This is a genomic window from Pseudomonas sp. AD21, assembly GCF_002878485.1.
Classification (GTDB): domain Bacteria; phylum Pseudomonadota; class Gammaproteobacteria; order Pseudomonadales; family Pseudomonadaceae; genus Aquipseudomonas.
On record NZ_NQYG01000022.1, the window covers coordinates 1 to 18,543 of the forward strand.

Genomic DNA, 18,543 nt, shown 5'->3' on the forward strand with positions numbered 1-18,543 from the left:
TCAGCCTGCCGATGGGGCCTGCAGATCAAGAGCTGCAGCCGAGCTTGCGCTCATCCTGTTGAGTGGTTAAGAGCGGACGTTGGGGGCTTGGCTTATGACTGGAAAGCTTTTTGATTGAATAATTTATTGCGAATAGTTCTTTGCAACTGTCAGTTCTGACAGGTGTGGGTGAGTAGTAATGCTGGCAGTCTTTTGTTTCGTAATTTTGCGGAAGTTGATTTTTGATAAAGAGGCTTAATATGGAAAGTAATTTTTTTATATCTTCAGTAAATCAAAAGGCCGTGACAGGTACAGCAAATGTACTTATTGAAGGTCTTCCACCATTCAAAGGAGTGGTTGATTCCTTTATAACGGATGGTAAGTCGGTGAGAGTTAGTGCAAAACAGAGGATTGACTCCAGGCGAACAGGGGTGCTGAGTTTCTGGTTTATGGCTGATATCACTAATGGGGAGCATGATTATAAAGAGGATTTGGGGGTGAGTGTTATGTATATGTTCCTCGAAGAAGTAGAGGATGGAACAATAATCACACCGTATCCGGCCGTTTATGATAGTGGAACTGTAAATGTGACTTTCGACTATGCTAAAGGTACGTTGGCGGTTACGTTTAAGTTGGATGTGCAAAACAATCCAACAGAACCACTGCGAGAAGCGCATGGCGCATTCAATGATGTTTCAGGTCTTGAGCATGTGAAGAAATAACACGGCTCTATTTTTATGCACTCAATATTTTTTCTGATCAAACGTTGTCCAGCGGAACTTTCACGTTGATCAATAGACGTGGAAGTCCCGTGCTGGACTCAGGGTGCTTCTACGGATTAGCTGTGAGAGGCGGGCCTTGTCACTTCCACATTATCCAGCACCCGATTAACCGCCAGTTCAGCGAGCATGATGATCTGCTGAATCGCCAGAATCGTCCTCCGCTGCGGAAGGTCGATGTAGGCGGCGATGTCGCTGGTCATGAGGCTGGCTTGTGCCAGTGATTCGCAGGCATGAACCAGCAGGCTCTCGTTATCCATTTCAGGGACAACCTGAAACATCGTGCTGGGTTTGTGGAATTTGAGGGTAGTGGCGCAGGGTTTGAGGTAGTGATCCAGCGCACGCTCGGCGGCGTCGTGGAGTTTTTTCGAGTCGAGGGATTCGTAGGGGGAGATGCAGTCCGCTTCGGGCGGATTGGGTGAAGGCTTAATCATGGCAAAGATCCTTTTGACGAAATGGAACTGCCACTTTTCGTTTTCCAGGCGAAGGGGGTGGCAGCTGTACGCGGGCTGGAAAAACCGGCAAAGGATCAAACCCGGCAGACCCGAGGGTCTCCCACGTACAGCCGCCATAACTGAAACACCGACGCTGAAAAAGCGCGGCATTATGTCATGTGCATTGATCCTTCGGGTTTTCCAGACCCGGTCGCTGATGTGTCAGCGACCGAACCAGCCTATCCACCCCACTTCCGACCCACAACCGTCAAAACCTGTCGGAAAACTCCCGTCAAATCCCGCTTCTGTAGGAGCTGCCGTAGGCTGCGATTTTTGATTTTTAAACAGCCTGAGCAAAAGACCACAGCCTCGCCGCACTCCACAGCCCTTGCAGGGGCGCGGTCAGTGTTTAAGGTCAGTTGGCGACTCGCACCCCAGCCAGACTCCCACTCAACTCATACGCCGCCAGTTCCGCCTGATGCGCCGCCAATATCTCCGGCAGCGAGCCACGCAAGTACTCAACCCAGGTTTTGATTTTTGCATCCAGGTATTGCCGCGACGGGTAGATCGCGTACAGGTTGAGTTCCTGCGAGCGGTAGTTCGGCATCATCCGCACCAGCGTGCCGTTGCGCAGGCCTTCGATGGCGGCGTAGACCGGCAGTACGCCGACGCCCATGCCGCTGATGATCGCGGCTTTCATCGCGTCGGCGGAGTTCACCAGGAACGGCGAGCTGTTGATGGTGACCATTTCCTGGCCGTCCGGGCCGTTGAAGGCCCATTTCTCCAGGGGGATCACCGGGCTGACGAGGCGCAGGCAGGCGTGGTTCAGCAGGTCGCTGGGCTTTTGCGCGCAGCCGTTGGCTTTCACGTAGGCCGGTGAGGCGCAGACGATGCTGTAGGTGATGCCCAGGCGTTGCGAGACGAAGCCCGAGTCCGGCAGTTCGCTGGCCAGCACGATGGACACGTCGTAGCCCTCGTCGAGCAGGTCCGGCACGCGGTTGGCCATGGTCAGGTCGAAGGTCACGTCCGGGTGGGTCTTGCGGTAGCGGGCGATGGCGTCGATCACGAAGTGCTGGCCGATGCCGGTCATGGTGTGCACTTTCAGCTGGCCGGCGGGGCGGGCGTGGGCTTCGCTGGCCTCGGCTTCGGCTTCTTCGACATAGGCCAGGATCTGTTCGCAGCGCAGCAGGTAGCGCTTGCCGGCCTCGGTCAGGGCGATGCGCCGGGTCGTGCGATTGAGCAGGCGGGTTTGCAGGTGGGCTTCCAGGTTGGAGACCGCGCGCGAGACGTTGGCCGTGGTGGTGTCGAGTTGCACGGCGGCGGCGGTGAAGCTGCCGGCTTCGGCCACACAACTGAAGGCGCGCATGTTTTGCAATGTGTCCATGGGGTGCTCTCAAGGGAGATGGCAAATTGTGACACGAAGTTTCAGGGGCTGAGACCCCCGACCAAGGGATTATCTCGTTAACGGTAACAAAGATTCACAGGAATCCCAGCTTATCGCCGTTCAGGGCGCCCCATAGAATTGCGCCGTTGTGGGAGCGGGCTTGCTCGCGAAAGCGATTTCATCTTCAACGCGGCGTCTTCTGACAGAGCGCTTTCGCGAGCAAGCCCGCTCCCACAGGGCCTCGGTTCTTCCCCTTTTTCAGGAATTCGCAGCTGTGCCGCGTCGCATCAACAGAGCGCTTTTGCCGCTCAGTGTTCTGGCTTTCACCCTGGGTCTCAGCGGCTGCATCGGTACCGGAGGCATTGCCCCGCAGGGCAAGGCATTGGAGGCCAATACCCTGGCTACCGACGACGCCATTGCCCACGCCGCCAAAGACGCCAATTGGCCCACCGCGCAATGGTGGCAAGCCTACGGTGACCCGCAACTCAATCGCTGGATCGACCTCGCCGTAAAAGGCAGCCCGAGCATGGCCATGGCCGCTGCGCGGGTGCGTCAGGCCAAAGCCATGGCCGGTGTTGCCGAAGCCGCCGAGTCGTTGCAGATCAATGGCGAGTCGACGCTCAAACGCCACAACTGGCCGACCGACCAGTTCTACGGCCCCGGTGAGTTGGCCAACACCACCACCTGGGACAACAACGCCGCGCTGGGTTTCAGCTATGCCCTCGACCTCTGGGGCCGCGAAAGCAATGCCAGCGAGCGGGCGGTGGATCTGGCGCACATGAGCGCCGCCGAGGCGCGGCTGGCGCAGCTGCAATTGCAGAACAACATTGTGCGTGCCTACATCGAGCTGTCGCTGCATTACGCCCAGCGCGACATCGTTGCAGCGACGCTCAAGCAGCAACAGCAGATTCTCGATCTGGCGCAGAAGCGTCTGGACGGCGGCATCGGTACGCATTTCGAAGTCAGCCAGGCAGAAACGCCGTTGCCGGAAACCCATCGGCAACTGGACGCGCTGGACGAAGAAATCGCCCTCAGCCGTAACCAGATCGCTGCCCTGGCGGGCAAAGGCCCGGGCGCGGGTGCGCAGTTGCAGCGGCCGACCCTGGCGCTGGGGGCTGCGTTGAAACTGCCGTCGGCATTGCCCGCCGAGTTGCTCGGTCAGCGGCCGGACGTGGTTGCCAGTCGCTGGCAGGTGGCGGCGCAGGCGCGCGGCATCGATGTCGCGCACGCCGGGTTTTATCCCAACGTCGATCTGGTTGGCAGCCTCGGCTACATGGCCACCGGCGGCGGAGCGCTGGAGTTTTTGACTGGCAAGAAGCTCAACTACAACGTTGGCCCGGCGATCTCCTTGCCGATCTTCGACGGTGGGCGTTTGCGCAGCGAGTTGGGTGAAGCGTCCGCCGGGTATGACATCGCTGTGGCGCATTACAACCAGACGCTGATCAATGCGCTGAAGAACATCTCCGACCAGTTGATTCGCCGCGAGTCGATGGACAAGCAGCAAGCCTTCGCCGCCGAGTCGGTGGCCACCGCGCAGAAGACCTACGACATCGCGATGATCGCTTATCAGCGTGGCCTCACCGATTACCTCAACGTGCTCAATGCGCAGACCTTGCTGTTCAAGCAGCAGCAGGTGCAACAGCAGGTTCAGGCCGCGCGCCTGAGTGCGCATGCCGAATTGGTGACCGCGCTGGGTGGCGGCCTCGGTGCCGGCAATGACGTGCCCTCTGTCGAGCAAACCCAAGCCCCGAAAACCCCGGCTCTCCTGCGTTGAACACACAACCCCTGGCAATTGAATACCGGTGGCGAGGGGATTTATCCCCGATGGGCTGCGAAGCTGCCCCAAAACCATCAACCGCATTTTTTCAGGCTTACCGCATTCACCTGTTTTACGGCGGCTGCGCCGCCGGTCGGGGATAAATCTCCTCACCACAGAGTTTGTGTTCGCCACAGAAATTATTAAGTCCTCAATCATTGAGCAAGACCAAATGACTCCCTTGCCCGCACCTTTACGCTGGCTCTACTCCCTGGAATGGCGTCGGGGCTTCTTTGACTGGGCGCGCAGCGATGGCGTGACCTGGGTTTATATTTTCAAGGTATTGCTCGCCGCGTTCCTCACGCTGTGGCTGGCGATGCGCCTGGAACTGCCGCAGCCGCGCACGGCGATGATCACCGTGTTCATCGTCATGCAGCCGCAGAGCGGTCATGTATTCGCCAAGAGTTTCTATCGCTTCCTCGGCACCCTGGCCGGGTCGGCAATGATGGTCACGCTGATCGCATTGTTCGCGCAGAACACCGAACTGTTCCTTGGCTCGCTGGCGATCTGGGTCGGCATCTGCTCGGCCGGTGCGGCGCGTTGCCGTAACTTTCGCGCCTACGGTTTTGTCCTCGCCGGCTACACCGCGGCGATGGTCGGGCTGCCGGCGCTGGCGCATCCTGACGGCGCGTTCATGGCCGCCGTGTGGCGGGGGCTGGAGATCTCGCTGGGGATTCTTTGTTCGACCGTGGTCAGCGCCGCGATCCTGCCGCAAACCGCCAGTGCGGCGATGCGCAACGCCCTGTATCAGCGCTTCGGTGTATTTGCCCTGTTTGTCACCGATGGCCTGCGCGGACGCAGCAAGACCGACGCCTTCGAGACCAACAACGTACGCTTCATCGCCGAAGCGGTGGGCCTGGAAGGGCTGCGCAGCGTGACCGTGTTCGAAGACCCGCACATGCGTCGGCGCAACGGTCGTCTCAGTCGCTTGAACAGCGAATTCATGGGCATCACCACCCGCTTCAACGCCTTGCATCAGTTGCTTGAACGCTTGCGCGGCAACGGCGAAGAACACGTGGTCGCTGCGATCCGGCCGGGGCTGCAGGACCTGGCCGAAGTGCTCGACGGCTTCAGCGGTCGCGCCCTGACCAGCCCGGATGCGGCGCGTCTGGCCACGGCGTTGGCCGCTTACAAGGAAGGCTTGCCGGCGCGGGTGCGCAGCCTGCGCGCGACCTTCCAGGAGACCGGTCCGAGTGAAGCCGAGCAACTGGATTTTCACACCGCGTATGAACTGCTCTATCGCTTCGTCGATGACCTGCACAGTTATGCCCAGACTCACGCGTCGCTGGCCGATCACAGTCACGAACGCGAGCGCTGGGACGAGCCGTTCACCCCGCAAACCAACTGGTGGGCCGCTGCGGCTTCGGGCATTCGCGCCTCGTTCATCCTGATTGTGCTCGGTAGTTACTGGGTTGCCACCGCATGGCCAAGTGGCGCGACGATGACCTTGATTGCCGCCGCCACCGTGGGCCTTTCGGCGGCCACGCCGAACCCGAAACGCATGGCGTTCCAGATGGCCTGCGGTACCTTCCTCGGCGCACTGATCGGCTTCGTCGAAATGTTTTTCATCTTCCCGTGGATCGACGGTTTCCCGCTGCTGTGCGTGATGCTCGCGCCGGTGATCGTGCTCGGCTCGTTCCTCGCTTCGCGGCCGCAATACGCCGGGGTCGGCCTGGGGCTGCTGATTTTCTTCAGCACAGGTTCCGTGCCGGATAACCTGACCATCTACAACCCCTACACCTTCATCAACGACTACATCGCCATGGTCATGGGCATGCTGGTCTGCGCGGCGGCGGGGGCAATCATTCTGCCGCCGAACAGCCGCTGGTTGTGGCAGCGTCTGGAGCAGGATCTGCGCGGCCAGGTGGTGTACGCGATCAGCGGCAAACTCAAAGGCCTGGCCTCGAGTTTCGAGAGCCGCACCCGCGACCTGCTGCATCAGGCTTATGGCCTCGCCGCCGGTCAGCCGACCGTGCAAAAGAACCTGTTGCGCTGGATGTTCGTGGTGCTCGAAGTCGGCCACGCAATCATCGAGTTGCGCAAGGAACAGGCGATTCTCCCGGTGCACCCGGCGTATGCCGAATCACAGCCGTGGCGTCAGGCGATCCGCGTGATGGGCCGGGCGCTGGTGCGGCTGTTCCTGCAACCGAACACCAGCAATCTCGAGCGCGCACTGGTCGCCGTCGATCACGCAATCAGTCGTGTCGCGGCCACCGACGAGCCGTTCGCGCCGCACTTCGATACCTCGGCCCTGCGCCGGGTGAAGAGCTACCTGCACTTCATCCGCACCTCACTGCTTGACCCGCAATCACCGCTCGCTGCCTACGCAATCGCCAAGCCCGAAGGACTTGCCCATGCCTCGTGAAATCGCTTTCCACGGCGTGTACATGCCGACCATGACCCTGATGTTTTTCGTCGCTGCGGCACTGGCCTGGGCGGTGGACCGGTTCTTGTCCGGCTTCGATTTGTACCGTTTTTTCTGGCACCCGGCGCTGCTGCGTCTGAGTCTGTTTACCTGTCTGTTCGGCGCGATGGCGCTGACTGTTTACCGTTGACTCTCTATCTCTGAAGAAGGCCCTGATGAAAAAGTTTTTCAGCCTGCTCGCGACCCTGCTGGTGCTGGCCCTGGCGCTGTGGATCGGCCGCACGTTGTGGGAGCACTACATGAACACCCCATGGACTCGCGATGGCCGCGTGCGCGCCGATATCATCAACGTCGCCGCCGACGTCACCGGCGAAGTCATCGACGTGCCGGTGCGCGACAACCAGTTGGTGAAGAAGGGCGATCTGCTGATGCTGATCGACCCGGAGCACTACCGCATCGCCGTCAAACAGGCGCAGTCGCTGGTCGCTTCGCGCAAGTCGACCTGGGAGATGCGCAGGGTCAACGCGCACCGCCGCGCCGATCTGGACAACCTGGTGATCTCCAAGGAAAACCGCGACGACGCCAGCAACATCGCCGATGCCGCGCTGGCCGATTACCAACACGCGCAAGCGCAACTGGAAGCCGCCGAACTCAACCTCAAACGCACCGAAGTGCGCGCGGCGGTCGATGGCTACGTGACCAACCTCAACGTGCATCGCGGCGACTACGCGCGCATCGGTGAAGCGAAAATGGCCGTGGTCGACATGAATTCGTTCTGGGTTTATGGCTTCTTCGAAGAGACCAAGCTGCCGCACGTGCGCGTGGGCGACAAGGCCGACATGCAGTTGATGAGCGGCGAAGTGTTGAAGGGCCACGTGGAGAGCATTTCGCGCGGCATCTACGACCGCGACAACCCGGAAAGCCGCGAGCTGATCGCCGACGTGAACCCGACGTTCAACTGGGTTCGCCTGGCGCAGCGGGTGCCGGTGCGCATTCACATCGATGAAGTGCCGCAGGGTGTGTTGTTGGCGGCGGGAATTACCTGCACCGTGGTGGTGAAGCAGGACGTTGTGGATAACTGACCGGCCGCGTCGCTGCCATTCGCGAGCAGGCTCACTCCTACAGGAGATCTCTGCCACACCGAAGATCCCCTGTAGGAGTGAGCCTGCTCGCGATAAGGACGACTCGGTATTTCAGGCGAATATCGAGTAATCACTCAGCGCAAAACGTCTCCTGCAAATGCCGCCATAGCACCCGCCCGGACGGGTCTTTTTCAAACACCACCGTCGAGCGCCGATCCGTATGCAACCCGCTCGCATCCGTCTGCTGTTCGCGATAACTCAGCGTCGCGCCGTGCGCATGCAGCGCAATCCCGCGCAGCTCACTGAGCTCGATCCTGAAGCCTTTTTTTTTCCCGCCCGCCGCGTGAAACAGCGCACGTAAGGCTTCGACATCCAGCGCCCGGCCCAGCGGCGTGACCATGGAAAAGTCCGCCGAGAACCGGCTTAGCAGTCGCTCCAGTTCGGCCGAATCCTGCTCCACGGCAAACCAGCGTTCGATGACCAGGTGGGCCTGGATCGCTTCATCAAAATATTCGTTGTAGTCAGTCATATGGATTTTTCCTGAAGGGGAGGTGTGCTCAGCAGGGCGAGCACTTTGGAGGCATCGAAACGCAGCACGGCGACCATTGGCAGCAATGTGAGCAAGGCAGCCGCGAGAAAGCAGCATTTAAATCCGTTACCGCCCAGTGCGCCCAACAGCGAACTGAGCAACGCCGCGCCGAGGCAGAAACCGAGCTGGCGATTGATGTTCCACAGCGCACTGGAGTGGCCCATTTTTTCCGGCGTCATGCCGACAAACGCCAGGGTCTGCGCGGTGACGCTGCACAGGCTGCCGCCCAGCCCCATCAGGGCGTAGGCGATGATCAGCGGCGCGGCGGCGGGGTGTTCGATGCGCATCAGCAGGACAATGCCCAGGCATTGCACAAGCATGCCGACGATCAGCAACGGCTTGGGCCCGATGCGGTTGAAACTGCGTTTGCCGAGCATGATCGCCACACCCGATGCGGCGGCCCAGGCCAGCATCAGCGCACCGGTCTGCGCCGCGCCGACCCCGAGCTCGTGCAGGTACAGCACGGCAATCATGTTGGTGCCGGTAAAGACCCCGGGCACGAACAGGTAGATCAGCATCGCCAGACGCAACGACGGGCTCTTGAGCAGTTGCAGGTCGAGGACTGCGTCGGGTTTTCGCCAGCCATCGCGCAGGTACAGCCATAAGGTCAAGGCGCCGAGCAGCAGGACTCCGCCGGCGAGGTGACGGGTCGCGGAGGCGCTGGCGAGGCTCACGGCAATCAACAGCAGACTCAGGGCTGAGACCGCCAGCAGCAGGCCGCGTACGTCCAGCGTCGGGCGTTGCGTGGTGGGCTGATCCGCTTTCAGCCAGAGCAGGCCCAAGGCGAACGCCAACAGCGCCAATGGCAGGTTCAGGTAGAAAATCCAGCGCCACGACAAGGCCTCGACGATCAAGCCGCCCGCCGCCGGCGACAGGGCCGGCACCATCAGCGCGACCATCAACACCACGCCAGTAAGGTGCGCACGTTGCGCCACCGGGAATTGCCGATACGCCAGGGCCTGACCGATCGGCAGCAACAAACCGCCACCGAGCCCTTGCAGCAGGCGCCAGCCGATCAGGCTTTCGATCGAGCCGGCCTGGGCCACCAGCGCCGAGGCGATCCCGAACAGCAGCAGCGAACCGAGGATCAGCCGGCGCTCGCCCAGCCGTGCGGCCAGCCACACGCTCAGCGGAATAATCAGTGTCAGCCCGAGCATGTAGGCGTTGGTGATCCACGCCAGTTGCGTCACTGATGCCTGTAATTCCCGGGCGATGTCCGGGTAGGCAATGCTCGCGGCGAACATGTTCAGCAGGTCGAGGGCAAACCCGAACAGATACACCAGCGCGACTTTCGAGCGATAGACCATGGCAGCTTCCCTGTGATGAGACGTGCAGGGTAGGGGGCTTCAGGCGTTAGGAAAACGCTGGTTTGCCTGCTAGTTTGTCAAAATTATTTTGACAAGGAGCGCTTGGGACATGGTCAGCCTGGACCGTTTTGACACCTTCAAAGCCGTGGTCGAGGCCGGCTCGTTGACCGCGGCCGCCGATACTCTGGGCCAGACCCGGGCGGTGGTGAGCTTCAATCTCAAGCGATTGGAAGAAGAACTGGGCGTTACCTTGCTCACGCGTAACACGCGGCAACTGGCCCTGACCGATGCCGGCGAGCGTTTTTATCGACGCTGTCTGCGCACTCTTGACGAAGCGCGACTGGCGATCGAGGACGCCCGCTCCGAGCATTCGCAACTCAAGGGCACGTTGCGCATCACCACCACCGTGGAGTTCGCCCTGGCTCAGGTGGTGCCGGCGCTGGAGGTGTTTCGTCAGCAGCAACCGCAATTGAACATTCACCTGTCGACGTCCTCGACCCATGCCGATCTGATCTCCGAACGTTTTGACCTGGCGATCCGCCTGGGGCGCATGCACGATTCCAATCTGCGTGCGGTGCAGTTGTCGACGTTCGAGGTGTTTGCCGTGGCCGCGCCTGCGTTGATCGAGCGTTTTGCGCCGGTTGCCACGCTGGCGACGCTGGAGTCGATGCCGACGCTCGGCCATGGCCGCGTCCCGGAAATGACCGTGACCGACCCGGTCGGCACCGAGCATGTCTACCAGCCAAAACCGGGGACCACCGCCATCGTCGCCGACAACTCGGCAACGCTCAGGGCGTTTGCGTTGACCGGCCAGGGCGTGGCGATTTTGCCGCAATGGCTGATTCAGGACGATCTGGAGGCGGGGCGGTTGGTGCGGTTGCTGGCCGGTTACCGCTTTGCTCAGCAGGGGGTGTATGCGTTGTATCCGGATACGCGGCATTTGCCGCTGAAGGTGCGGGCGTTCATTGATTTCATGAAAGGCTGGGGATGAGTGTTGGCTGGCCGGGCCTCTTCGCGAGCAAGCCCGCTCCCACATTTGGAATGCATTCCCCTGTTGGAGCAGGCTCGGCCCACATCTGGAATGCATTCCCCTGTGGGAGCGAGCCTGCTCGCGAAAGCGTCAACTCGGTCTCAAAGCTGGCCACGCAACCCGAACCGCTTCATCAACGTCGACTCCAGCAACCCCTTGGGCAACAACGTCGCCAGCAACGGCAACGCCCGGCTGCCATTACCAATGCGAACCAAGCGCGGCGGCGTGCTCTGCTGCACCGCTTTGAGCAATTCAGCAGCAAACTCACTGGCCGGCGTCGGCTTGTCCTGCGAAGCCTTGGCCCGCGCCCTGATCCCCTCACGCAACGGAAACCACGGTGACTGCTCGTTGATCAGTTGCTCGGCTTCGTGCCCGGCATTCTTGGCGAAACTCGATTGAATTGCCCCCGGTTGCACTTCCATCACGCGAATGCCGAACGGCGCCAGCTCCATGCGCAACGCGTCGCTCAAGGCATGCACCGCGGCTTTCGAGGCGCAATAGGCGCCAGCGAACGGAGTCACCAGCACGCCCGAAACACTGCCGATGTTCACCACCAGCCCCTTGGTCCGGCGCAGCACTGGAAATAGCGCGCGGGTGACGCCGACAATCGAGAACACGTTGGTTTCGAACTGACGCTGCATCGCAGGCACGCCGCCGTCGAGCAGCGGGCCCATGGCGCCGTAACCGGCGTTATTGATCAGCACGTCGAGGCCGCCGTGTTGCTGGTTGATGCGCTCAGCGAGTTGTTCCAGCGCCACGCTGTCATTGACGTCCAGCGCGATCGCGGTGAACCCTGCAGCGGCGAGGGCCGCGACATCATCAGGCTTGCGCGCACTGGCCCAGACCTCGTAACCGGCGGCTTTGAACGCATCCGCGAGGGCGCGGCCAATACCGCTGGAGCAACCGGTAATCAACGCTACGGGCATGGCGCATTCCTTGTGCAAAAAGTGGGGATGGGGGGATCAGTCGGAGAAACTGCCTTGCAAACGCTCGGCGCGAAATTCCAGGGTTTGCGGACGATAACCGGCACGCAGCGGTGGCATCGGCAGGCAGTCTTCCCAGTCGCCGCCAGCCTGCAACTCACCCGGGCCACGATAGCGTGGGGCGGTGTATTGGTTGTCGGCCAGATTGACCGTATCACCCGGTGCGTAGGCTGCGATGCGCCAGCGCAGTTCGGTCAGCGGCACGTCGTTGCCGTTTTTCATTTTCAGTTGCAGCGGCCGGTCCGCCGGGCACTGTTCAGGCGCATAGACAATGCGCATCTCCAGACGCGCCAGTTGCTTGAGCTCGCGGTTGTCCAGCCACACCACCCAGACCGCGACCAATCCCAGACCAACGGCGGCCGCGACGGACACCGGTACAGCCTTGGCCGGATAGCGCAGCAACAGGATCAGCCAGGTGATGACCAGCAAAACGCCGATGAACATGTTTGAACGCTCCTTGAACTCATGAGCACCATCCTACCGAAGGGGCGCAGGAATGGATATTCGCCGAGCAAAGCGTGACGCCATTGGTCGGGACTGTAATTTCTGACAGTGGTCGGCCGCTTGCGCCGGGTATTGGATAGAGGGCATTCGGCAGACATTGGCCACAACGGATTTGACCCGTCCTGTCACGGAGAGTCGGGAGGTCGTCATGCGTATCTGGTTCAGCTGTGTGATTTGCCTGTTGCTGGTGGCCTGCACGCAGCCCGCCATGGATGGCTTGTCCAGTCATGCGCCGCAGCAGACGCGGTTCGAGCAGGAAGGTCATGCCACAGTGGCTGCTTTGGCCGCCCGCTATGCCGATACGCGGCGCAATTGCGGCAGTGCCTCGACGCCGGCTTTTCCTTGTTCAGGGATTCTGTTCCGTGGGACCATCCACTCGCCGCTTTATCACTTCTGGAACCCCAGCCCGATTGCCGTGCAAAAGGGCGGCGTGTCATTTTCCTTCCTGAGGCGGGATTCGCAGTTTCGCCAGATCGACTCGACTTACGATCATGGGTTTGTTTTTTATCCGATCCTGAGCATGCCGTCGGACAAGCGACGTATCGAAATCCTCTGCGTGTTCCCCATCGATGGCGCCACGTTCGACCGCGACAATCCCGGTTGCGGCGCCCACCAGGCTTATCCACAGCAGAGCCGGCGTTGTCAGTCACAAGGCATTACCACGGCTGAGCAATGGCTGGCACATGTCGTCCGCCCGGGCGTCGCGCAGAGTTATTACCAGTGCAGTTTCGATGTCCGTGACCAGATGAACGAGGCGGCGGCAGACGCGTTTTATCAGGTCATCCGGGTCATGACGTTACATCGTGACGTCGCCTTCCACAGCCGCAATGAAATGATGCTCGCAACATGGCCGCAGGATATTCCCGCGCAGTTGCCCATCCAGGCCCTGTACTACGTGGGCAATGGTTTAGCGGCTGCTCAATATGACCAACAGGACTTTTATGACCGGAGTGGGGTGATGCTGCCGATCATTCGCATCAGGCTGCCGGCGACTCCGGCAGCTACGTAACGGCAACGATCACTCTGGGGTCTGCGTATTATCGGCCGGCAGGATGGAAGCTCTGCTCGGTCGCCGTATTGCGTCAATAAAAAAGCCCCCGCCCAACCCACTGCGGATAGGGGACGCAGCGGGCTGGACGGGGGCTTCTTGCTCTGCAGATCGTTACTGCGCGATGGTTTTCACCGACACGCCGCGTTCGATCGGGGTGGAGCGGCCGTAGATATCTTCGAAACGCTCGATATCGTCTTCGCCCAGGTAGCTGCCCGATTGCACTTCGATGATTTCCAGCGGGATCTTGCCCGGGTTGCGCAAGCGGTGCACCGAGGCGATCGGGATGTAGGTCGACTGGTTTTCGCAGAGCAGGAACACGTTTTCATCGCAGGTCACTTCGGCAGTGCCGCTGACCACGATCCAGTGTTCGGCGCGGTGATGGTGCATCTGCAGCGACAGGCACGCGCCCGGTTTGACCGAGATGTGCTTGACCTGGAAACGCCCGCCCATGTCCACCGAGTCATAGGAGCCCCACGGACGGTAGACCTCGCAGTGGTTCTGGGTTTCGCTGCGACCCTGTTCGTTGAGCGTGTTGACCATCTGTTTGACGCCCTGAACCTTGTCCTTGTGGGCGATCATCATCGCGTCCTTGGTTTCGACCACGACGATGTTTTCCAGGCCGATCACCGACACCAGTTTGCCGTTGCCGTGGATCATGCAGTTCTTGCTGTCCTGAATCACCACGTCGCCTTTGCTGACGTTGCCGTTGGCGTCTTTCTCGTTGACTTCCCACAGCGATGACCAGCAACCGACATCGCTCCAGCCGGCGCTCAGCGGCACCACGCAGGCACGCTGGGTTTTTTCCATCACCGAGTAGTCGATGGAGTTGTCCGGGCAGCAGGCGAAGGTGGCTTCGTCCAGTGTGACGGTGTCGGCGTCCTGCTGGCTGCGCTCCAGAGTCAGCAGACAGGTGTCGTAGATGTCCGGATCATGCTTTTTCAGCTCTTCGAGGAAGCGGCTGGCGCGGAACAGGAACATGCCGCTGTTCCAGTAGTAGCCGCCGGATTCGACGTACTCGGTAGCACGTTTGACGTCGGGTTTTTCGACGAAGTGCGAAACGCGGCTGACGCCTTCCGGCAGCAGCGAATCAGCGGTGGACTTGATGTAGCCGTAACCGGTTTCCGGTTTGGTCGCCGGTACGCCGAACAGCACCATTTCGCCGTTTTCGGCGGCCACGGTGGCCAGGGCGAGGGCGCGTTGCAGGGCTTTCTGGTCTTCCAGCACGTGGTCGGCCGGCAGCACCAGCATCAGTTCGTCACGACCTTCGTTGACCAGCATCATCGCAGTCAGCGCCACCGCCGGCGCGGTGTTGCGGCCGAACGGTTCCATCAGGATGCGCTGGCATTCGAGGTTACGGTTGGCCAACTGCTCGTTGACGATGAAGCGGTGATCCTTGTTGCAGACCACGATCGGCGTGTCCATGCCTTCGAACACCAGGCGCTCCAGGGTCTGCTGGAACAGTGTGTGTTCACCGGTCAGGGCGAGGAATTGTTTAGGGAATTGCTTACGCGAAAGCGGCCAAAGACGTGAACCGCTACCACCTGACAAGATCACCGGAATCATATTGTTTACTCCATAAAATCGATTGGTTAGAGGCACGAACGCTGTGTCGTTTCACTCTTGTTTTTGTCTCGTATCCCGATGGCGCCGCGATCCCTTGTAGGAGTGAGCCTGCTCGCGATGAGTGAGAGTCAGTCGACATCAGTGTTGAATGTCAGACCGCAATCGCGAGCAGGCTCACTCCTACAGGGGGAGCCGCGTCAGTCAGGAAAAATGATTAGCGAGTCGACACCGGGCGTTTCACCCAGACTGGCGACAGGCTGCTGCCGGAACCCGTGACGTACAGCACTGCGGCCTCACCGCGCTCCAGGGCGACCGGTTTCACGTCGCCGACTTTCTTGTCGCCTTCGTACAGCGCGAGGCTGACTTTCACCGGGTTGATTTCACGTTCGCCACGGCCCTTGGCGGCCACGTTCGGCACCACGTCGGTCTTGCCGTCGGCGGTCTTCAGGGTCAGCGGCTTGTCGCTGAGGTTCTGCACGCGCACCAGGGATTTCTGCTTGTTCTTGAACGGCGGCTCTTCGATCAGTTGCGGCGCGCCGGAAGCGTTGTTGACCAGGGTGTAGTAGTGGTCACCGGCGAGTTTCACCGGCAAGGTCTGGCTGCCGATCCTGGCGCTGTAATCACCGCCCGGCATGAAGCTGAAGTCGCTGCTGGCCAGTGGCGCAACGTCGCTCAGATTAGTGCTGCCGACGGTGGCGCTGACTTCGGCGTTGCTGGCGTTGTAGACCCGCACGAAGGTCGAACCTTTCGGTGCGGTCGGGCTGTACAGTGCGGCGTCACCACCGGCGAAAGCCTGGACCGACAGCACGCTGAGGCCAGCAACCAGTGCGAAGCTTTTAGCGAGACGACGAGGAGTAGTCGTGAAAGTCATGGTGTACCTCTCTTTCAGTTTTGCGCCCGATCGGGCGTCTCGGATTTAGTGTTGATTGCTACGTTTTGTTGGCGCGCGCCGGCTTGTTTAAGCTCTGCGACCCACTGCGGGTCGGCGTCGCCGATTTCGTTGTTCACTGGCAGATAACGTTCAGGAAACTCCCAGATCAGCACCTGTGGCGGGCTGTTCTTGAAGTCATCGCTTTTCAGGTAGCTGAGCATCGGCAGGATCGGGCCGTGGCCGTCTTCGGCGTAGTTCACGACGTCGCTGTGCAGCGCTTGTTTCAGCGCACCGACGAAGTTCCAGTTGGGGTTGGCGCTGTAGCTGGTGCCGATCAGTGCGACCGGTACTTCGCTGTTGGCGAACAGTGCGTCGTCACCGGCAGGCTGCTCGGCGGCGGCCACGGTGTTGCGCTTTTGCAGCGGCTCTTGCGCCGGCATCAGGTTTTCGAACAGCGGATCGAGCGGCAGGAACAGACGCAGGTCGCCCTTGTGCGTGACCTTCTCCGCCGGCGTGGTGACGAAGCGCTGCGGCTCGCCGCTGAGCGGGAACTTGTCAGCGATGGTTCTGGCCAGGGTGTTGGCGGCGATTTCCGCGCCTTCCGGGGTCCAGTGAGTGTCGGTGCGCAAGAACACTTGCTGACCGTTCTGCTTGGCTTTTTGCAGCGGGCCGAGCAGATCCGGGGCGAGGATCTTGTCGGCCGCGACACGGGCGTGGAAGTCCTGATAGAGGTTGGCGTGGATGCTCGCCGGTTTCACTTCACCCAGGTGTTCCGGGTACAGGCGAACCTTGGCCGGAACGATCGCCATCACCAGTTTCACGCCTTTGGCCTTGAGGGTCTGGCGCACGCCTTCGACCAGCGCGTAGTTGCCTTGCAGGTTCAGCTCTTCGTTGACGATCGGGTTGAATTCCTCGTCGCTGTACAGCCACTGATCGCGACCGAGCACCACGCCCGGACGACCTTCGTTGAACAGTTTGAAATCCAGCGCAGCCCAGAGGTTGGTGCCCAGGCGCTTGATCGGAAACTGGTCGTCGTAGTGGGTTTCCACGGCTTTGGTCCAGCGACCGTTGAGCACCGTCGCGTCGGCGTTGGTGCTGAAGCCGAAGAAGCTGCGCACCGACCACAGACCGAGCACCAGCAAGGTCACCAGAAACAGCGCGATGTAGAAGATACGTAATGAGCGGGTCATGTCAGATCCCTCAGAACTGGAAGTAAAGGAACGGCGAGAAGCTTTGCGCCGAGAGCTTGAGAATCGAGGCGATGAACAGCAGCAGGATCAGCCCGCGCATCACGTAGCGTGACCAGTCCGCCGTCCAGTACGCCGGTTGCACCTGGGCGTCGACGCCGACGGTGTAGCCGGGTTCGTGGATGCTGGCCGGGTTTTCGCCGGGGGCAGCTTTGATCATCCCCGGGGTCGCCGTGGCAGGGCCGTTGGCCTCGACATTGACTTCAGGTTTGCTCTTGGCCGGCGGCTGGTTGGTGTACAGATCTCGCAGACCGAAGAACGCCAACGTCATGTACGCAACGACAAGGGTCGCCACTTGCAGACCGGTGAGGCTGGCGCGATTGAGTTCCGACAGCGACCAGTCGCCGAAGCTGAACATTGCGCCGTACATGCGTCCGGCAACGTGCAGGTTCTCGGCACGGAAGATCACCCAGCCCATGACCACGAGCAGGAAGGTCAGCGCCCAGCGGATCGGGTTGAGACTGCGCGGCGAGGTGTTCAGGCCCAGCGCTTTTTCAATCGCCAGCCACATACCGTGCCAGGCGCCCCAGACGATGTAGGTGATGTTCGCGCCGTGCCACAGACCACCCAGGAGCATGGTCAGGAACAGGTTGCGATAGGTCATCAGCGTGCCTTTGCGGTTACCGCCGAGGGTGATGTACAGGTAGTCACGCAGCCAGGTCGACAGGCTGATGTGCCAGCGGCGCCAGAACTCGGTGATCGACTGGCTGATGTATGGCTGCTTGAAGTTTTCCATGAAACGGAAACCCATCATCAAGCCCAGACCGATGGCCATGTCGCTGTAACCGGAGAAGTCGAAATACAGCTGCGCGGTGTAGGCCAGCGCGCCGAGCCAGGCATCACCGGTGGTTGGGTTTTGCAGGGCGAAGCAATGGTCGGCCACCACCGCGAGGGTGTCAGCAATGAACACCTTCTTGATGAAGCCCTGCATGAACCGCGTGCAGCCCTCGGAGAACTTGTCGAGGGTGTGCGTGCGGTTGTTGAACTGGTCGGCGAGGTCGCGGAAACGCAGGACCGGGCCGGCAATCAGGTGTGGGAAGATCGCCACGAACGCCGCGAAGTCGATCAGGTTGCGCGTGGCCGGGGTGTCGCCGCGATACACGTCGATGATGTAGCTGATCGACTCGAAGATGTAGAACGAAATACCGATCGGCAACAGCACGTGGGTCAGGATGAACGGCTCCAGACCGAACGAGGTCATGATCGCGTTGATGCTGTCGACACCGAAGTTGGCGTACTTGAAGTAGCCGAGGATGCACAGGTCGACCGCTACGCCGAGCAGCAGCCAACGCTGTGCCGGTTTGGTTCTGACGCCGGCGGCACCGACTTTGAGGCCGATCCAGTAGTTCCACAATGTGACGGCGGCGAACAGTGCGAGGAAGTCCACCCGCCACCACGCGTAAAACACGTAGCTGGCGATCAGCAGCAGCAGGTTGCGATAGCGTTGCCCGCTCAAGTAGTACAAGCCGAGAAAGATCGGCAAGAACAGAAACAGGAACACGTTGGATGAAAATACCATCCCGATCTCTCCATGTTTGAACCAACAGTCAAGGGCCAAA

17 protein-coding genes are annotated in these 18,543 nt (G+C 60.6%); 7 read left to right on the plus strand and 10 right to left on the minus strand.

Translation table 11 applies throughout. The features are described 5' to 3' along the window. Nucleotides 1-239 precede the first annotated feature (239 nt). On the plus strand, nucleotides 240-701 hold the full coding sequence (locus tag PseAD21_RS15180; RefSeq protein WP_102356385.1) for a hypothetical protein: 462 nt from the start codon (nucleotides 240-242) through the stop codon (nucleotides 699-701). Nucleotides 702-817: 116 nt separating this feature from the next. On the opposite strand, the gene PseAD21_RS15185 is transcribed toward PseAD21_RS15180, so the two are convergent. Both PseAD21_RS15185 and PseAD21_RS15190 read right to left on the minus strand, forming a co-directional pair. Continuing rightward, entirely contained in the window at nucleotides 818-1,192 is a 375-nt protein-coding gene (locus tag PseAD21_RS15185; protein WP_102356445.1) for a DUF6124 family protein, read from the minus strand. Between the two features lie 415 nt (nucleotides 1,193-1,607). Further along, nucleotides 1,608-2,576 carry a LysR family transcriptional regulator gene (locus tag PseAD21_RS15190; RefSeq protein ID WP_102356386.1) on the minus strand — a complete coding sequence of 323 codons (969 nt, stop codon included), beginning with the start codon at nucleotides 2,574-2,576 and terminating at the stop codon, nucleotides 1,608-1,610. A gap of 274 nt (nucleotides 2,577-2,850) precedes the next feature. Here PseAD21_RS15190 and PseAD21_RS15195 point away from each other — a divergent pair, with 274 nt between their 5' ends. The 4 genes from PseAD21_RS15195 to PseAD21_RS15210 all read left to right on the plus strand — a co-directional run bounded on the left by PseAD21_RS15195 (nucleotide 2,851) and on the right by PseAD21_RS15210 (nucleotide 7,839). Beyond that, nucleotides 2,851-4,350, plus strand: coding sequence for an efflux transporter outer membrane subunit (locus PseAD21_RS15195; RefSeq protein ID WP_102356387.1), 1,500 nt, complete (start codon nucleotides 2,851-2,853; stop codon nucleotides 4,348-4,350). A 214-nt stretch (nucleotides 4,351-4,564) separates the two neighbouring features. Continuing rightward, nucleotides 4,565-6,757: an FUSC family protein gene (locus PseAD21_RS15200; RefSeq protein WP_102356388.1), complete on the plus strand. Its 2,193-nt coding sequence runs from the start codon at nucleotides 4,565-4,567 to the stop codon at nucleotides 6,755-6,757. Then, nucleotides 6,747-6,947: a DUF1656 domain-containing protein gene (locus PseAD21_RS15205; RefSeq protein ID WP_102356389.1), complete on the plus strand. Its 201-nt coding sequence runs from the start codon at nucleotides 6,747-6,749 to the stop codon at nucleotides 6,945-6,947. The genes PseAD21_RS15200 and PseAD21_RS15205 overlap by 11 nt, the downstream gene beginning before the upstream one ends. A gap of 25 nt (nucleotides 6,948-6,972) precedes the next feature. Further along, nucleotides 6,973-7,839: an HlyD family secretion protein gene (locus tag PseAD21_RS15210; RefSeq protein ID WP_102356390.1), complete on the plus strand. Its 867-nt coding sequence runs from the start codon at nucleotides 6,973-6,975 to the stop codon at nucleotides 7,837-7,839. Nucleotides 7,840-7,969: 130 nt separating this feature from the next. Here the strand turns inward: PseAD21_RS15210 and PseAD21_RS15215 are convergent, their stop codons facing one another. Then, on the minus strand, nucleotides 7,970-8,368 hold the full coding sequence (locus tag PseAD21_RS15215) for a DUF4440 domain-containing protein (RefSeq protein WP_102356391.1): 399 nt from the start codon (nucleotides 8,366-8,368) through the stop codon (nucleotides 7,970-7,972). Continuing rightward, nucleotides 8,365-9,735: an MFS transporter gene (locus PseAD21_RS15220; protein WP_102356392.1), complete on the minus strand. Its 1,371-nt coding sequence runs from the start codon at nucleotides 9,733-9,735 to the stop codon at nucleotides 8,365-8,367. The genes PseAD21_RS15215 and PseAD21_RS15220 overlap by 4 nt, the downstream gene beginning before the upstream one ends. A gap of 109 nt (nucleotides 9,736-9,844) precedes the next feature. On the opposite strand from PseAD21_RS15220, the gene PseAD21_RS15225 reads away from it, so the two are divergent. Further along, complete coding sequence (locus PseAD21_RS15225) at nucleotides 9,845-10,726, plus strand: LysR family transcriptional regulator (RefSeq protein ID WP_102356393.1); 882 nt, start codon at nucleotides 9,845-9,847, stop codon at nucleotides 10,724-10,726. A 140-nt stretch (nucleotides 10,727-10,866) separates the two neighbouring features. On the opposite strand, the gene PseAD21_RS15230 is transcribed toward PseAD21_RS15225, so the two are convergent. Continuing rightward, nucleotides 10,867-11,691 carry an SDR family oxidoreductase gene (locus tag PseAD21_RS15230; protein ID WP_102356394.1) on the minus strand — a complete coding sequence of 275 codons (825 nt, stop codon included), beginning with the start codon at nucleotides 11,689-11,691 and terminating at the stop codon, nucleotides 10,867-10,869. Nucleotides 11,692-11,727: 36 nt separating this feature from the next. Beyond that, complete coding sequence (locus tag PseAD21_RS15235; RefSeq protein ID WP_102356395.1) at nucleotides 11,728-12,192, minus strand: multidrug transporter; 465 nt, start codon at nucleotides 12,190-12,192, stop codon at nucleotides 11,728-11,730. 208 nt (nucleotides 12,193-12,400) lie between these two features. On the opposite strand from PseAD21_RS15235, the gene PseAD21_RS15240 reads away from it, so the two are divergent. Then, on the plus strand, nucleotides 12,401-13,261 hold the full coding sequence (locus tag PseAD21_RS15240) for a halovibrin HvnA (protein WP_102356396.1): 861 nt from the start codon (nucleotides 12,401-12,403) through the stop codon (nucleotides 13,259-13,261). A 153-nt stretch (nucleotides 13,262-13,414) separates the two neighbouring features. Here PseAD21_RS15240 and PseAD21_RS15245 read toward each other — a convergent pair whose 3' ends face one another. The 4 genes from PseAD21_RS15245 to PseAD21_RS15265 all read right to left on the minus strand — a co-directional run bounded on the left by PseAD21_RS15245 (nucleotide 13,415) and on the right by PseAD21_RS15265 (nucleotide 18,503). Beyond that, nucleotides 13,415-14,866 (minus strand): mannose-1-phosphate guanylyltransferase/mannose-6-phosphate isomerase, encoded by a 1,452-nt coding sequence (locus tag PseAD21_RS15245; RefSeq protein WP_102356397.1) that lies wholly within the window; start codon nucleotides 14,864-14,866, stop codon nucleotides 13,415-13,417. A 214-nt stretch (nucleotides 14,867-15,080) separates the two neighbouring features. Beyond that, nucleotides 15,081-15,737 carry an alginate O-acetyltransferase AlgF gene (locus tag PseAD21_RS15255; protein WP_102356399.1) on the minus strand — a complete coding sequence of 219 codons (657 nt, stop codon included), beginning with the start codon at nucleotides 15,735-15,737 and terminating at the stop codon, nucleotides 15,081-15,083. Between the two features lie 14 nt (nucleotides 15,738-15,751). Then, the gene (locus tag PseAD21_RS15260; protein WP_102356400.1) at nucleotides 15,752-16,927 is read right to left on the minus strand and encodes an alginate O-acetyltransferase; all 1,176 of its coding nucleotides are present in this window, start codon (nucleotides 16,925-16,927) and stop codon (nucleotides 15,752-15,754) included. A 10-nt stretch (nucleotides 16,928-16,937) separates the two neighbouring features. Continuing rightward, the gene (locus tag PseAD21_RS15265; RefSeq protein WP_102356401.1) at nucleotides 16,938-18,503 is read right to left on the minus strand and encodes an MBOAT family protein; all 1,566 of its coding nucleotides are present in this window, start codon (nucleotides 18,501-18,503) and stop codon (nucleotides 16,938-16,940) included. Nucleotides 18,504-18,543 lie beyond the last annotated feature (40 nt).

Coding starts and splice junctions, on each gene's coding strand:
- PseAD21_RS15205 (WP_102356389.1), top strand. CDS start 6,747: ATGCCTCGTGAAATCGCTTTCCACGGCGTGTACATGCCGACCATGACC.
- PseAD21_RS15220 (WP_102356392.1), bottom strand. CDS start 9,735: ATGGTCTATCGCTCGAAAGTCGCGCTGGTGTATCTGTTCGGGTTTGCC.
- PseAD21_RS15260 (WP_102356400.1), bottom strand. CDS start 16,927: ATGACCCGCTCATTACGTATCTTCTACATCGCGCTGTTTCTGGTGACC.
- PseAD21_RS15235 (WP_102356395.1), bottom strand. CDS start 12,192: ATGTTCATCGGCGTTTTGCTGGTCATCACCTGGCTGATCCTGTTGCTG.
- PseAD21_RS15255 (WP_102356399.1), bottom strand. CDS start 15,737: ATGACTTTCACGACTACTCCTCGTCGTCTCGCTAAAAGCTTCGCACTG.
- PseAD21_RS15215 (WP_102356391.1), bottom strand. CDS start 8,368: ATGACTGACTACAACGAATATTTTGATGAAGCGATCCAGGCCCACCTG.
- PseAD21_RS15240 (WP_102356396.1), top strand. CDS start 12,401: ATGCGTATCTGGTTCAGCTGTGTGATTTGCCTGTTGCTGGTGGCCTGC.
- PseAD21_RS15210 (WP_102356390.1), top strand. CDS start 6,973: ATGAAAAAGTTTTTCAGCCTGCTCGCGACCCTGCTGGTGCTGGCCCTG.
- PseAD21_RS15190 (WP_102356386.1), bottom strand. CDS start 2,576: ATGGACACATTGCAAAACATGCGCGCCTTCAGTTGTGTGGCCGAAGCC.
- PseAD21_RS15200 (WP_102356388.1), top strand. CDS start 4,565: ATGACTCCCTTGCCCGCACCTTTACGCTGGCTCTACTCCCTGGAATGG.
- PseAD21_RS15245 (WP_102356397.1), bottom strand. CDS start 14,866: ATGATTCCGGTGATCTTGTCAGGTGGTAGCGGTTCACGTCTTTGGCCG.
- PseAD21_RS15265 (WP_102356401.1), bottom strand. CDS start 18,503: ATGGTATTTTCATCCAACGTGTTCCTGTTTCTGTTCTTGCCGATCTTT.
- PseAD21_RS15180 (WP_102356385.1), top strand. CDS start 240: ATGGAAAGTAATTTTTTTATATCTTCAGTAAATCAAAAGGCCGTGACA.
- PseAD21_RS15225 (WP_102356393.1), top strand. CDS start 9,845: ATGGTCAGCCTGGACCGTTTTGACACCTTCAAAGCCGTGGTCGAGGCC.
- PseAD21_RS15185 (WP_102356445.1), bottom strand. CDS start 1,192: ATGATTAAGCCTTCACCCAATCCGCCCGAAGCGGACTGCATCTCCCCC.
- PseAD21_RS15230 (WP_102356394.1), bottom strand. CDS start 11,691: ATGCCCGTAGCGTTGATTACCGGTTGCTCCAGCGGTATTGGCCGCGCC.